Origin of the sequence: Halomonas sp. KG2, assembly GCA_030440445.1 — a bacterium.
Taxonomy (GTDB): domain Bacteria; phylum Pseudomonadota; class Gammaproteobacteria; order Pseudomonadales; family Halomonadaceae; genus Vreelandella.
Genome location: CP098528.1, coordinates 3,964,012 through 3,976,212 on the forward strand (window position 1 = coordinate 3,964,012; position 12,201 = coordinate 3,976,212).

11 protein-coding genes are annotated in these 12,201 nt (G+C 54.7%); 6 read left to right on the forward strand and 5 right to left on the reverse strand.

Going from position 1 to position 12,201, the window contains the following annotated elements:
* Window positions 1-33: 33 nt before the first annotated feature.
* From NDQ72_18245 to NDQ72_18255, 3 genes are read left to right on the forward strand one after another with little or no spacing between them, the layout of a single operon-like run.
* Complete coding sequence (locus NDQ72_18245; protein WKD27954.1) at window positions 34-1,197, forward strand: iron-containing alcohol dehydrogenase; 1,164 nt, start codon at window positions 34-36, stop codon at window positions 1,195-1,197.
* Entirely contained in the window at window positions 1,194-2,891 is a 1,698-nt protein-coding gene (locus NDQ72_18250; protein WKD27955.1) for an ATP-binding protein, read from the forward strand. Before NDQ72_18245 ends, NDQ72_18250 begins: the two co-directional genes overlap by 4 nt.
* Window positions 2,884-5,106 carry an insulinase family protein gene (locus NDQ72_18255; GenBank protein WKD27956.1) on the forward strand — a complete coding sequence of 741 codons (2,223 nt, stop codon included), beginning with the start codon at window positions 2,884-2,886 and terminating at the stop codon, window positions 5,104-5,106. The genes NDQ72_18250 and NDQ72_18255 overlap by 8 nt, the downstream gene beginning before the upstream one ends.
* Here NDQ72_18255 and NDQ72_18260 read toward each other — a convergent pair.
* Together NDQ72_18260 and NDQ72_18265 are read right to left on the reverse strand one after the other, a co-directional pair.
* A complete protein-coding gene (locus NDQ72_18260) occupies window positions 5,096-5,767 on the reverse strand; it encodes a response regulator transcription factor (protein WKD27957.1) in 672 nt (223 codons plus the stop codon). The genes NDQ72_18255 and NDQ72_18260 overlap by 11 nt on opposite strands.
* A 125-nt stretch (window positions 5,768-5,892) precedes the next feature.
* Window positions 5,893-6,831: a LysR family transcriptional regulator gene (locus tag NDQ72_18265; protein ID WKD27958.1), complete on the reverse strand. Its 939-nt coding sequence runs from the start codon at window positions 6,829-6,831 to the stop codon at window positions 5,893-5,895.
* A gap of 158 nt (window positions 6,832-6,989) precedes the next feature.
* On the opposite strand from NDQ72_18265, the gene speB reads away from it, so the two are divergent.
* The 3 genes from speB (at window position 6,990) to NDQ72_18280 (ending at window position 9,813) form a co-directional block, all read left to right on the forward strand.
* Entirely contained in the window at window positions 6,990-7,886 is an 897-nt protein-coding gene (gene speB / locus NDQ72_18270) for an agmatinase (protein WKD30441.1), read from the forward strand.
* A gap of 191 nt (window positions 7,887-8,077) precedes the next feature.
* Entirely contained in the window at window positions 8,078-9,460 is a 1,383-nt protein-coding gene (locus NDQ72_18275) for an NAD(P)/FAD-dependent oxidoreductase (GenBank protein WKD27959.1), read from the forward strand.
* A gap of 11 nt (window positions 9,461-9,471) precedes the next feature.
* Window positions 9,472-9,813 (forward strand): hypothetical protein, encoded by a 342-nt coding sequence (locus tag NDQ72_18280; GenBank protein WKD27960.1) that lies wholly within the window; start codon window positions 9,472-9,474, stop codon window positions 9,811-9,813.
* 80 nt (window positions 9,814-9,893) lie between these two features.
* Here NDQ72_18280 and NDQ72_18285 read toward each other — a convergent pair whose 3' ends face one another.
* The 3 genes from NDQ72_18285 to NDQ72_18295 all read right to left on the reverse strand — a co-directional run bounded on the left by NDQ72_18285 (window position 9,894) and on the right by NDQ72_18295 (window position 12,191).
* The gene (locus NDQ72_18285; GenBank protein ID WKD27961.1) at window positions 9,894-10,400 is read right to left on the reverse strand and encodes a hypothetical protein; all 507 of its coding nucleotides are present in this window, start codon (window positions 10,398-10,400) and stop codon (window positions 9,894-9,896) included.
* Window positions 10,401-10,538: 138 nt separating this feature from the next.
* The gene (locus NDQ72_18290; GenBank protein ID WKD27962.1) at window positions 10,539-11,507 is read right to left on the reverse strand and encodes a hypothetical protein; all 969 of its coding nucleotides are present in this window, start codon (window positions 11,505-11,507) and stop codon (window positions 10,539-10,541) included.
* A gap of 36 nt (window positions 11,508-11,543) precedes the next feature.
* Window positions 11,544-12,191 (reverse strand): hypothetical protein, encoded by a 648-nt coding sequence (locus NDQ72_18295; protein ID WKD27963.1) that lies wholly within the window; start codon window positions 12,189-12,191, stop codon window positions 11,544-11,546.
* Between the last annotated feature and the right edge of the window lie 10 nt (window positions 12,192-12,201).

The following is a 12,201-nucleotide window of genomic DNA, read 5'->3' on the forward strand; positions in this document are numbered from 1 at the left end:
ATAATGGTTAACAACGATAAACGAGACCGCCCCATGACTTCGCCGCTCACACAACTTCGTAAGTTTGTCGCTCCTGAAATTATTTTTGGCGACGGGGCGCGCCACGCTGCGGGTAACTACGCCACGACATTCGGGGCAGAAAAGGTACTCCTGGTCTCCGACCCCGGCGTGCTGCTGGCGGGTTGGGTCGCCGATATTGAAGCCAAGCTGCTGGAAGCCAATATTGCCGTTGAGCGCTTTACCGCCGTATCACCTAACCCGCGGGTCGATGAGATTATGGCCGGTGCCGAGGTCTACCGTGAAACCGGCTGCAAAGCAATTGTGGCGGTGGGCGGCGGCAGCCCCATGGACTGCGCCAAAGGGATTGGCATCGTCACCGCCCACGGTGGCCACATTCTTGATTTTGAAGGTGTGGATACGATTAGCGTGCCCATTCCGCCGCTAATTTTCATTCCCTCAACTGCGGGCACGTCGGCGGATATTTCCCAGTTTGCGATTATTTCCGACCAACAGCGACGCATGAAATTCTCAATCATCAGCAAAGCCGTGGTGCCGGATGTGTCGCTGATCGACCCAGAAGTCACCATGACCATGTCGCCCTATCTCACCGCGTGTACCGGGGTCGATGCGCTAGTGCATGCCATCGAAGCGTTTGTTTCAACCGGTAGTGGCCCGCTCACCGATGCCCATGCCTTAGAAGCCATGCGCTTAATCAGCAGCCATCTTGAAGCACTGGTGGCGAACCCGGCCGACGGCGAGCTGCGTGCCCAGGTAATGCTGGGCAGTATGCAAGCAGGGCTGGCGTTTTCAAACGCCATTTTGGGCGCGGTACATGCGATGTCCCATAGTTTAGGTGGCTTCCTGGATTTACCCCACGGCTTATGCAATGCCATGCTGCTAGAGCACGTGGTGGCTTATAACTACGAAGCCGCCCCTGACCGCTTTAAGCGGGTTGCCGAGGCCGTAGGTATCGACTGTCGGGGGTTGTCGCAGCAGCAGATCAAAAAAGCCCTGTTTCAGTACTTAGTCGACTTAAAACATGCCGTTGGCCTAGGCGGAACCCTTGGTGTGATGGGCGTCTCGCGTAGCGACGTGCCTTTTCTCACTAACCATGCGCTGGGTGATCCCTGCATCTTGACTAATCCACGCCGTTCCAGCTCAAGAGACGTGGCGGTGGTTTACGAAGAGGCACTATGAAAAAAGCCAGCGATCCCTCGGGCTTTTCGGTCAGTGACCTGCTTGGGCTTGGCCAGCAGTCGGCGCGTAAAAGCTACTATCGCGAGCTTTCCGTACGCTTAGAAGAGCTTGAGGTGGAGCGCAACCGCTATAAATGGCTGTTCGAAAACGCGCTACACGGTATTTTTCAGGCATCGCTATCCGGCAAACTGCGCGCCGCTAACCCGGCGCTTGCCGCCATGCTTGATGACAGTAGCGTGGCGCATACACTTGAGCGCTGCGCGCGCTTTGACGCGCTGTTTGTTAACGCATCTACAGGGCAACAGCTGCGCGACCTGCTGCTCGCGCAAGGCCACGTAACCGGCCAAACCACCTGGCTGCAGGGCGCATCCGGGCATCAGGTACCCGTGGCAATTACCCTAATACGTAAGCCCGCCGAGCTTGCCGGGGACGAAGACCTGATCGAAGGCTTTGTGGCGGATATTACCGAGCGTGAACGCGCTCGCCAGCATTTAGAAACCCTCAACGCCCATTTGGAAGCCCGGGTAGTTGACCGCACCCAAGCGCTTGAACGGCTCAACGAGGAGCTTAGAAGCGCTCGCGATGCCGCAGAGTTTGCTAACCAAAGTAAAGACCGCTACCTAGCCGCCGCTAGCCATGACCTGCTACAGCCCATGAACGCTGCACGCTTATTGGTAGCCTCGCTACAGGAACGGCTGACCGACAGCGAGAACCTGTCTTTGATTGAGAGTGTGCAAAACTCATTGGAAGGCGCCGAAGCAATTCTTTCCGATCTGTTGGATATTTCACGGCTGGATCACGGCCAAGTACAGCCACAACTTCGCCACTTTAAAATCGACGATATCCTCAGCAGTCTGGCGGATGAATTTTCCCCGGTGGCGCAACGTAAGGGGCTAACGCTGCGCTACGTGCCTTCTCATCAAGCGGTAACCAGCGACCCTTATCTACTCAGCCGCATTGTGCGCAACTTTCTTGCTAACGCCTGCCGCTATACCCACCGCGGCGGCATCTGCCTTGGTGTCCGCCGTCATAACGACGACAGCCTGGCTGTGCAGGTTGTCGATAGCGGTATTGGTATTCCCGAAAGTGACTACCAGCTTATTTTTCGCGAATTTCACCAACTTAACGCTACCCGTGCACGGGACCGCCAGGGCGTTGGCCTGGGGCTTGCCATTGTCGAACGGATTAGCCAGCGCCTTGAACATCCGCTCTCTGTGCATTCTGCCCCCGGCCAAGGCTCCTGCTTTGCTGTTACGGTGCCGCGTGCCGGCGCTATTTCCTTTAGCCAAGCCCCCGCTCCCAGCGCGCCGCTCTCCGCTGGCGATGAGTTTGAAGGGCTTCGCGTGCTGATCCTGGATAATGAACCAACGATTTTGCAAGGCATGGCGCTGCTGTTAAGTGAATGGCAGATCAGTTGCGATACGGCCCTGGATGTCGATACCGCTAAAGCCTGTCAGGAAGCACCGGATATGCTGCTGGTCGACCTGCACTTAGATGACAATATGACCGGCCTGGAGGCTATTCGCCAACTTCGCCAGCACTGGCACGACCCGCACCTGCCAGCCGCTATTCTCAGCGCCGACCGCTCTGACCACTGGCAAAGGCGACTACGCCATGCTGGCGTGCCGCAGTTAAACAAACCCGTTCGTCCCGGCAAACTGCGCGCGCTGCTGCGCAGCCTGCTCAATGGCTAAGCTTCGTTTCCAGCCAACCTTTATTTCCCTGCCTAACGGAGCACAGGGAGCGCTGGCCCAGGCGCCCCACTTAACCCGCGCTCACGTTAGCATCGCCATTGCGGCGGGCTATCTGGATGAGTCGCGCACCCTGCCAGGGCTGGCTCATTTGCTCGAGCACGTGCTCACTACCGCGCCGCTGGAAGCATCTTCTAACATCAGCCTGCTTACTTGGTTTGCCCAACACCAAGGCAGCCTGAACGCCCATACCGATGACTACGTCACCGATGTACATTTCTCGATACCCGCAAACAAACTAGAAGTCGCGGCGCTCACGGTTGCCAGCCAGCTCGCCAGGCCTGCGTTTTCGCCATCCGTCATTGGTGCCGAAGTCGCCGCCATCGATGCCGAGTGGCAGGCCCGCCAGAACAGTTCGGCGATGCAACGGCTGTTGGCCATCGCCACGCTCAGCGACCCTCAACATATCGGCGCTAGCTGCCGTCACGGTAACGCGCAAACCCTAGGCAGCGACATGGCGCTATTATTTGAGGCGCTCACCGCGTTTCATCGCGACTACTACCACAGCGGCCGCGTTAGCATCGCCCTGATTAGCCCTTGGGACACGGAAACGATGGCTCGGCTGATTAAACGCATGGCAACGCTGTTTAGCCCACCAACCCCCAGCGCTCCTTCGCTTGCCATTACGCCCCGTTGGAACCGCCTGCCCCACGCGAAGATAGCCAGGACGGGCAACGCCGTTGAGCTACTGTGGCCACTGCCCTCGGCCGTCGCTCGTCATCAACTTACCGCCCTTGGCGACACTGCTGATCGGTTAAATCAAGGCTTCCTAGTGGAGCAGTTACCTGACTCGATTACCGACTACCACGCAGCGCTGTCCCCGAGTGGAGCGACAGACGCCTTTAGCTTAATGTTAAGCGGCACTGCGACGCAGGAGCAGATGAAAGCCCTTGCGGCTGACCTAAGTGAGCGTTTAGCAGCCTTCTTCGCAACCCTGTCCGGAACAACACCTAACGATCATGGCAACTACTGGCAGCCACCCGCTGATACGGTGCAGTTAGCCCCGGCTTGGTTTGCACACGCCCGCCACCAAGCGCTAGCTCGTCGCTTTACTGCGCAGCCCCCTGAGCATCAGCCAGGCGCAAGCCCGTTTGCCGCTAACAATGCCCGTTGGCTATTAGGTAACGCGTCTCCATCGCCCTCATCACCCGCTTTTGATGCTTTTGATAGACAACCAGCGCCTTGCCCTGCCGTGCAGCGCTGGTGCGGTCAGTACGGTGTTAGTGATGATTTCGCGGCACTTGCCACCACCGCCTGGGCGGCCTGCTTTGTGCCCGGCGCAGTGATTGTACCCAGCCCGCTTACCGCTCAGCGGCTGGCGCTTCAGGCGATTGTCTTCAAGCAAGAGAACTCGCCCCACGGCAGTTGGGTGATAGCGATGGGTAGTCAAGCCAACCACGCTATGGTGGCGCTGTTGGAAGACGCCGTGTTAGCTGCCTCTAAGGCTCAACAAGGGCTGCTGGCTCAGCAGTTGATACAGCGCTTAACACCACTGCCTGCCGAGCCTGTGGTATGGGTTTCCCATAACACAGGCGCCGCTGCCGTTTGCCACGCGCTAGCAAACCTGGCGAGCCGCGTCGCAATACGCGCTGAGCAGCCTCCCCCTGCTAGCCCAGCGACCAGTACCGCCATCATGCGGACACTGAGCCTGCCGGGCACTCCCAGCCAGCGATTACTATTGGCACTTGCGGAGCAGCACCACAGCGCAGCATTTTTTCAGCAGGCGCGTTATGACCATCACTTGGGCTATGTAGCGGCGGTTCGCAGGGGTGACGGCGCGCCTTGTTCACTTGGCTATGTCGTGCAAGCTAGTCATGCAGGGCAAGTCAGCAAAAACGCGGACTCGGCAGGGAGGAAGCTGAGAGAGGAAAAACGGATAGCGGAAAAGCTACGGTCGATCACCGACGCCCTCTGGCAAGAGTCTGATAGCGTTCTGCAGGCACAACTGCCAGCGCTAACACCGCCTGAAACGCCACTCGCGGCGCTGGTTCTTCAGTGGCAAAGTCTCTTGGCAGGTACCCATCAGCCACTGCATCGCCTCGGAGAACAACGCATCGATTCACAGGCCCTTACCAATTTACTCTCCCAGATAAACACCTTGAGCCACTGGCAAACCCATTGGCTGGATAGCGCTGGCCATTATTTTGTCAACGATTGAGAAACTGGGAAAAATCGATATCGTTGGCGGATAAAATCGCCTGTACTCGGCTGGTCACCCCCAGCTTGCGCAAGATCGCTGACACGTGGGCTTTCACCGTGGTTTCCGCAATATTAAGGTGGTAGGCAATCATCTTGTTAGATTCACCGCGTGTCATATGCTCCAACACTTGTAGCTGCTTGCGGGTCAGCAGGCGCAGTTGTTCCGCGGTAAAACCCTGATCCTGATGGCGACGCTTGCGGATACTGTCCGGTGCGCGCATGGCATCAGCCGGTAGAAAGATATTGCCTTCCAACACCTGGGCAATCGCGTGGCGCATCTGATCACGGGGCAGTGATTTGGTGATAAACCCCGCCGCTCCACAGGAGACTGCCTGGAGAATAATCTGCTTATCCTCTTCCGCAGATACGATCACCACTGGAATCGTAGGCTGCTCATTACGCAGTTGCAAAAGCCCTGTTAACCCGTTCATGCCGGGCATATTTAAATCTAGCAATATCAAATCAAGATCAGGATCTTGCTGGGCATGGGCGAGAGCTGCATCAAAGTCTTCTACCTCGATAACCTCAGCATCTGCGTAAGCTTCACGGATCACTCGCGCCATGGCATCGCGTACCAGGGGATGATCGTCGGCAATCAGGAGTTTATATGTCGCTGTCATTATTATGGTTGCCTGTGGTTTAGCTAAATCCCGCTTACGGTGTCTTTTATAACACTCTACTAAGTCATCTCGATCAAGTCATCCGCCTTTAGTAAAGCAATTTCCCACCACCAAGCGGGGTGAGGCTACTGTTTAGCGGCGCTCTGCTTAAAGGTGCTAGCGAATTCGATCAGCGATTGCGTCAACCAAATGAGGGCTGGGTCGTTAGCATACAGCCCATGCTGAATCAGCGTCATATTAAGTGCAGGTAACTCTTTAGGTGGCGCGACGATCCGCACTGGCAGCATGGTGATAAATCGCTCGGCCATTTGGCGTGGCAACGTCATGATCGCATCAGTGAGCGCCACGACCCGCGCTGCCGCAATATAATTTAAATTCTTTGAAATCACCCGGCGGTTTAAGCCGTGCTGCACTAAACAGTTATCGATGTTACTGGGTCTTAACCCACTGATATCAGACAGTGCCACATGGGACTCACAGGCAAACTGCTGAATATTCAGTGCATCACCTACGCGATCATTGTCAGTTGCTGCCAAACAAACCAACTCCTCATCCATCCACAGATGCTGAATGACACCACTGGGCAGCACACTTTGGCTATCCAACCCGACCACCATATCCACTTGGCGCTGTTCCAGCCCTTCACTCAGTACGTTGGGAGTGATCAGCTCAATGGAAAAGCTGATATCCGGCGCGTAAGCCAGCAATTGGCTAACAAACGCCGGATACATCACCTCTTCAAAATAATCCGTGGTGGCCAGGGTAAAATGCCGCTCGCTGGTGGCGGGTAAGAAGTTGATCGGCGGGGCGAGGCCTTCCTGCAACATGGCCAGTGCCTGCTGCACGACTGGCAACAGCGCCAGCGCACGAGGCGTTGGCTGCAGACCATTGTTGGTACGTATTAATAATGGGTCGTCCAATGCGTCCCGCAGCCGTTTTAACGCATGACTCAGGGCGGGCTGGCTTAAATGCAGCTTTTCCGCTGCTCGTGTCACGTGACGCTCACGCATTAGCGCTTCAAATACCAGCAGAAGATTCAAATCAAAATGACGAAGCGAACGCATAGCGCCTCACTATTTATCCAACGAATGGTTTCATTCTAAACATTCATTTCATTCATCGCTAAAAATTCCTTATCGTCGCGCTACTTCAAGCCCTATCCCCCGGTTTTATTGCTACTGCACACCATAGGAGTACCCGCTCGGTGACCCCATCTCAGATCATGCCAAGCCTGTTTGGTGATGTTATTTCTACCTTTATGGGCGTGCCGAAGGCCAGCGATCCTAAAACGACCGATGCTGAGGTCGTGGTGAGTGGTGTGCCCTTTGATCTAGCATGCTCAGGACGATCAGGCACCCGCATGGGGCCAAACGCCATTCGTCAAAGCACTGCTAACCTGATCTGGGAAGGCAAACGCTGGCCTTGGAACTTCGCCCTGGAAGAGCGGCTGCGGGTATGCGACGCGGGCAATCTGGACTACGCCTACGGTGAGCCGGAAAGCCTAGTCGACAACCTTGAGACCCACGCATTGCGGTGGCTAAAAGCCGATAAAAAAATGCTGACACTGGGCGGTGACCACTATATCAGCCTGCCCCTGCTACGCGCTTATGCTCGGGTGCATGGCCCACTGGCACTGATTCATTTTGATGCCCACACCGACACCTACGAGCAAGGCACGCGTTTTGACCATGGCACTATTTTCCACCATGCCTTAAAAGAGGGCTTGGTAGTGCCGGAACACTCGCTGCAAATTGGCATTCGCACCAGCTATGACCGCCATAACCACCCTTATGAAGTGCTGGATGCAGACTGGGTAAATGATCACGGCCCTGCCGCCGTACTGGAACGCATTCGTGCCCGTGTTGGCCATCATCCGGCTTATATCAGCCTGGACATTGATGGCTTAGACCCTGCCTACGCGCCAGGCACTGGGACACCGGTATGTGGCGGCATGTCTACCGACCTGATGCTAAAAGTGATCCGCGGCATGGCAGGCATGCAGTTAATAGGCATGGATGTTGTTGAAGTAAACCCTGCTTACGACCATGGCGATATCACATCACTCGCCGCAGCCACGTTGGGGCTAGAATTTTTATATACGCTGGCCGCGTATAAATAACGTTTTTAACCCTGCAAATGGCAGCTGATAACGAGTAAAAAAACGCGGTAAAACGTAACCATCGTGACGGGTTATCGCTACTTTGTTGCGCCTTACGACGAAGTGTCAATGGCGCTTCCCGAGCACAAGACTACTATCAGTAATAAAAATATAACTAAAAATCATACCCGTCTTTGCTCTTGGAGTTCGCCATGTATAAGTCTTTGTTGTTCAGCCGCAGGGAGCTGCTAAAAGTAGGTACGGGTCTTGGTGTTAGTAGCCTTTTTGCACTCAGCACCGTCTCTGCTGCCCCGCTCAGAACCCAGGCTCATATTGTCATTCTGGGTGGTGGCGCCGCAGGTATGGCAATGGCCAATCGTTTGGCAAAACGCCTGCAGGGCGGAACGATCACATTAGTGGAACCACGCGAAACGCATCATTATCAGCCAGGCTGGACATTAGTGGCATCAGGCGTTTGGCAGCCCGATAAAACCATGCGCCCTAACGCTCAGTTTGTGCCACGGGGAGTAGAGTGGGTGCGTGAATACGCCGCTAGTATTGATGCTGACAACAAGCGAGTAGCTCTTGCCAATGGTGCAACGCTTGTCTACGACTACCTGGTGGTGGCCACAGGCATTCAACTCAACTATCACCTGATCGAAGGTATGTCACCCACATTGGTAGGGCAGCACGGGATTGGCAGTGTGTATGCTAGCCTCGATGGCGCAATACGAACGAACCAAGCCATTCAAACATGGCTGGATCACGGCCAGGGAAAAGGGATATTCACGGCCGCCCCAACACCAGTAAAGTGCGCTGGCGCTCCGTTGAAAATGACGTTTACTACATTAAGTCGGCTAGAAGCATCTGGGCGACGAGACGCCTTCGATGTGGAATATATGGCGCCTGGCACCAGTCTCTTTTCCCAGCCCTGGGTCAACGAATTTGTTAAACAGCGTTTTGATGAACAAGGTGTCACCCGTCGTCATCACTATCGCCTTTCTGCCATTGACCCTCAGGCTAAGCAGGCTGAATTTACCTTTATTGGCCCTGAGAGCGAATTTACCTCGCATCACCAGCTTCGCGAAGCTGAATTCAGGCGCGAAGGTCAGCCAACGGTGGTTGCGGATTACGATTTTATTCACGTAGTGCCACCAATGAGTGCCCACGACTTCATCAAACAGAGTGCACTTATTGCACAGGAGGGTCCTTTCAGAGGGGAGTGGTTGGATGTGGATATTTACACCATGCAGCACAACCGCTATCCCGAAGTGTTCGGTATTGGCGATGTGATCGGCGCACCGATTAATAAAACGGCCGCCAGCGTTAAGGCCCAAGCACCCGTCGTAGAAGCCAACCTGCTTGCTGTCATGCAAGGAAATCCTCTCCCCGCCCGCCATACTGGTTACACCTCGTGTCCAATGATTACTGGCATTGGCAAGGCCATGCTGGTGGAGTTTGGCTATGAAGACAACTTCGCCTTTATGCCATCTTTCCCGTTTATTGATCCTACCGATGAATCTTGGGTTACATGGGTAATGAAAGATCGCATGCTACAGCCCGCCTACTACGCAGTACTAGCAGGACAAGCCTAAGGAGCATCGCTATGACGATTACCGGCATCGTTACTATTTTAATGTTCGCTCTAGCCCCTTATATTTGGTTCATCGTTGCGGGCATTGTTATTATTGTTGTGCTCCATCTTTCTGCCTATCTACGTGGTTACCAAATCACCCGTCACCATAGTGTGATTGCTCTATTATTAGCCGTGTTAGTCGGGCTAACAGCTTACATTTGGGTACCCTGGTTAACTCACTCTAAGCTGGATTACGTAGCGACAGTTTTTGACTGGGTGGCTTTGACAGGCGCCGCAATCGCGGCCTTTATCGTGGCGCTAATTGTGCTTCACCCTTTAAGCTATTTAATCCGTGATCGACGTATCCATTGAGCACCCAGACGCCACTAAGCCCACGCTAACGTAGGCTTAGTCGAAGCCGCCAATGACACCATTCATAACGTGAGTGCAGGCTAATGCTCTTCACGCACCAACGTCGCATCAAAAGACACGTCAATATCCATGGTATTGCTGTGATCATAGTCGTCTGACATAGACGCCAAATAGGCAAGCGACGTTGCAACACGCCCTTTTACTCGGCCAGTGTCACCATCGATATCCAGCAGCTCTATATCAATGGGCACATCTTGTTCTGTGCCGTAATGGGGCAACATTCCACTTTCAGGAAAATAGCTCACTGAGGCATCACCCGCGCCACCATTCATCACTATAAAGCTAATGCTAAGCGTGCCCTGGGTTTCAAATCGTGGTTCTCTATGCCCTTGGACAGTGACATTCATCATGCCCGGCATCAGCTCAGAAAAATTAGCCGTAGAACCTTCCGAGTGAGTAACGACATGCCACTCCTTAGACTCTCCATCTAGCGTGCCGCTGATCTCATCGGCAACGGCGTGCCCGGCACCCCATATAAGCCCACCCAGTAGGAGTGCGCCGCTCACGTATCGTTGTGGGTTTATCATTTATTTTTCTCCTGTTTAATCACTTGCCTAATTCGGCGCCACTGATTTTATTGCTGGTTATTATGCTGGCTGAAACGGGGTGAGTTCGCTTTAGTGCATAGCTAGCGCACTGCTTCTTTTATTAAAAAATTCAGCAGATTACTGACCCTGCCTCGGCCAGGGCTGTTGATCACTGGTGGAGAGCATTAGCGCAGTATTGCCTGCACCGAGGATAATCAGCCGCTCCCAGAGCGCACGGGTATGGTCATCCATCAACTGGTCGTGGTGAATGACGAGGTCTAACGCGTCGTCCTGCCCCAGCCCCCTTTCTATAGAAACCTCAATAAAGGGCTCCCCCGCTGCAACACTTTCCGGCCACTCGGGGATACGCCAGCCAGCGTGACCCTGCTCATCGCGTAGGCCCAGCTTCTCTAGGCCTACCTGTAGCACCGATAGCTCCAACGGCCCCTGGTCGAACAGAGGCTCGACCGGCTCGAATTCTGGCCAATCACGTACTACTTCGTTGAGCGACTCAACGTCACGACAAGAAATCCCGAAGCAGTCATCAGCACGCAGTTGTGACAGCTCACGTCGAGCCGCATGAGTGAGACCTGCAACCTGCCCCATAATAGGTCGAGTAACTAACCGCCAAGCAACATCCGGCGCCTGACCAAACGCTGTAGCAGGCGCCACCTGCTTCTCGCCATATATCTCGATAAGCTCGGCGCGCCGCGACGGCCCAAGGTTAAAACGCGAAATCTCGACTAGTTCAACTATCAGTGGCGAGCTCAACTCGGGGGTCACATTGGCCTGAGCATAGCGTAGCCGGTAGCGAGCGTGTGGAATCACAGGCTCTTCGTTGAGCACTAGCAGCAGCGCCTTGCTCAATGGACCAATACCAGTGTCGGCCAAGAAGATACTGTCATTATCGGTTAGCGCCTCACGCAGCTGCTGCTCTAGCGCCGTCGCCTGCTGGCGCTGCCATATGTCTTCTGGAATAAAAACCGTCGCGACGTCCTCCAGCGAAGCGGCTGCTTCCGGTCGTTGCTCCGCAGCCATTTCACCGCCAAAGACAACACCACAGGCACCCAACGCAGCACAAAAAGCCAAAGGACGCAGGCTCAACATTCAACTCTCCTCACTCAATCGCCCAGAGCGGCGATGTTAACGCGCGCTTTGCTCACGCACAGCAGCAAGATCCCAGTCACGCATTAGGTCGACAGCGACATCCTGGGATTCCAGGTTTTCCCCCTTCACCTGCATCATAATTCGACCATCGAGTAATAACGTTACTTCTGCACGGGAGCGCTCAGGTTCCCACTTCACCACTGCCGCTTCACGCCCCAAACGAACACGCTCCATATTAGGCTGCGCGGCGATCATTGCCGGATTATTAAACATTGCCCCCATGCTTTGTATCAGCGGACTATCAAGCATCATGCTCGCGGTTATCTGACCATCGCCGTCATCTTGTTGATAAGTGCGCTCAAGCGACGTACCACCAGCGCCAAACATGGCAGCGGCTCCCCCTCCTGCGCTACCGGAGGACGCTTCATGTGCCGTCCAACCCTCGGGGGCATCAGGGAACGTTTGGGCAATCAGGCCTGACATCATCTTGCGCATGTCTTCAATGGCAAATTCCAACTCGGTAATTGCCGCGCCGTACTCTTGCTCTTGATAGAGCTCAAGACCTAGCTCAATCTGTTCAACGACCTCATCCGCTAATACGCTTTGTGCGGCTGGAAGCATTAGGACGCTAGCCAGTGCAACAGCCTTGAGACGATGTGTCGACAAGATAATACTAGATTTCATGCCTCTTCCC

What these genes read in the sequence shown, in the direction of transcription:
- NDQ72_18250 (WKD27955.1), top strand. Translation starts at nt 1,194, where the DNA reads ATGAAAAAAGCCAGCGATCCCTCGGGCTTTTCGGTCAGTGACCTGCTT.
- NDQ72_18290 (WKD27962.1), bottom strand. Translation starts at nt 11,507, where the DNA reads ATGTTGAGCCTGCGTCCTTTGGCTTTTTGTGCTGCGTTGGGTGCCTGT.
- NDQ72_18280 (WKD27960.1), top strand. Translation starts at nt 9,472, where the DNA reads ATGACGATTACCGGCATCGTTACTATTTTAATGTTCGCTCTAGCCCCT.
- NDQ72_18295 (WKD27963.1), bottom strand. Translation starts at nt 12,191, where the DNA reads ATGAAATCTAGTATTATCTTGTCGACACATCGTCTCAAGGCTGTTGCA.
- speB (WKD30441.1), top strand. Translation starts at nt 6,990, where the DNA reads ATGCCAAGCCTGTTTGGTGATGTTATTTCTACCTTTATGGGCGTGCCG.
- NDQ72_18285 (WKD27961.1), bottom strand. Translation starts at nt 10,400, where the DNA reads ATGATAAACCCACAACGATACGTGAGCGGCGCACTCCTACTGGGTGGG.
- NDQ72_18265 (WKD27958.1), bottom strand. Translation starts at nt 6,831, where the DNA reads ATGCGTTCGCTTCGTCATTTTGATTTGAATCTTCTGCTGGTATTTGAA.
- NDQ72_18245 (WKD27954.1), top strand. Translation starts at nt 34, where the DNA reads ATGACTTCGCCGCTCACACAACTTCGTAAGTTTGTCGCTCCTGAAATT.
- NDQ72_18255 (WKD27956.1), top strand. Translation starts at nt 2,884, where the DNA reads ATGGCTAAGCTTCGTTTCCAGCCAACCTTTATTTCCCTGCCTAACGGA.
- NDQ72_18275 (WKD27959.1), top strand. Translation starts at nt 8,078, where the DNA reads ATGTATAAGTCTTTGTTGTTCAGCCGCAGGGAGCTGCTAAAAGTAGGT.
- NDQ72_18260 (WKD27957.1), bottom strand. Translation starts at nt 5,767, where the DNA reads ATGACAGCGACATATAAACTCCTGATTGCCGACGATCATCCCCTGGTA.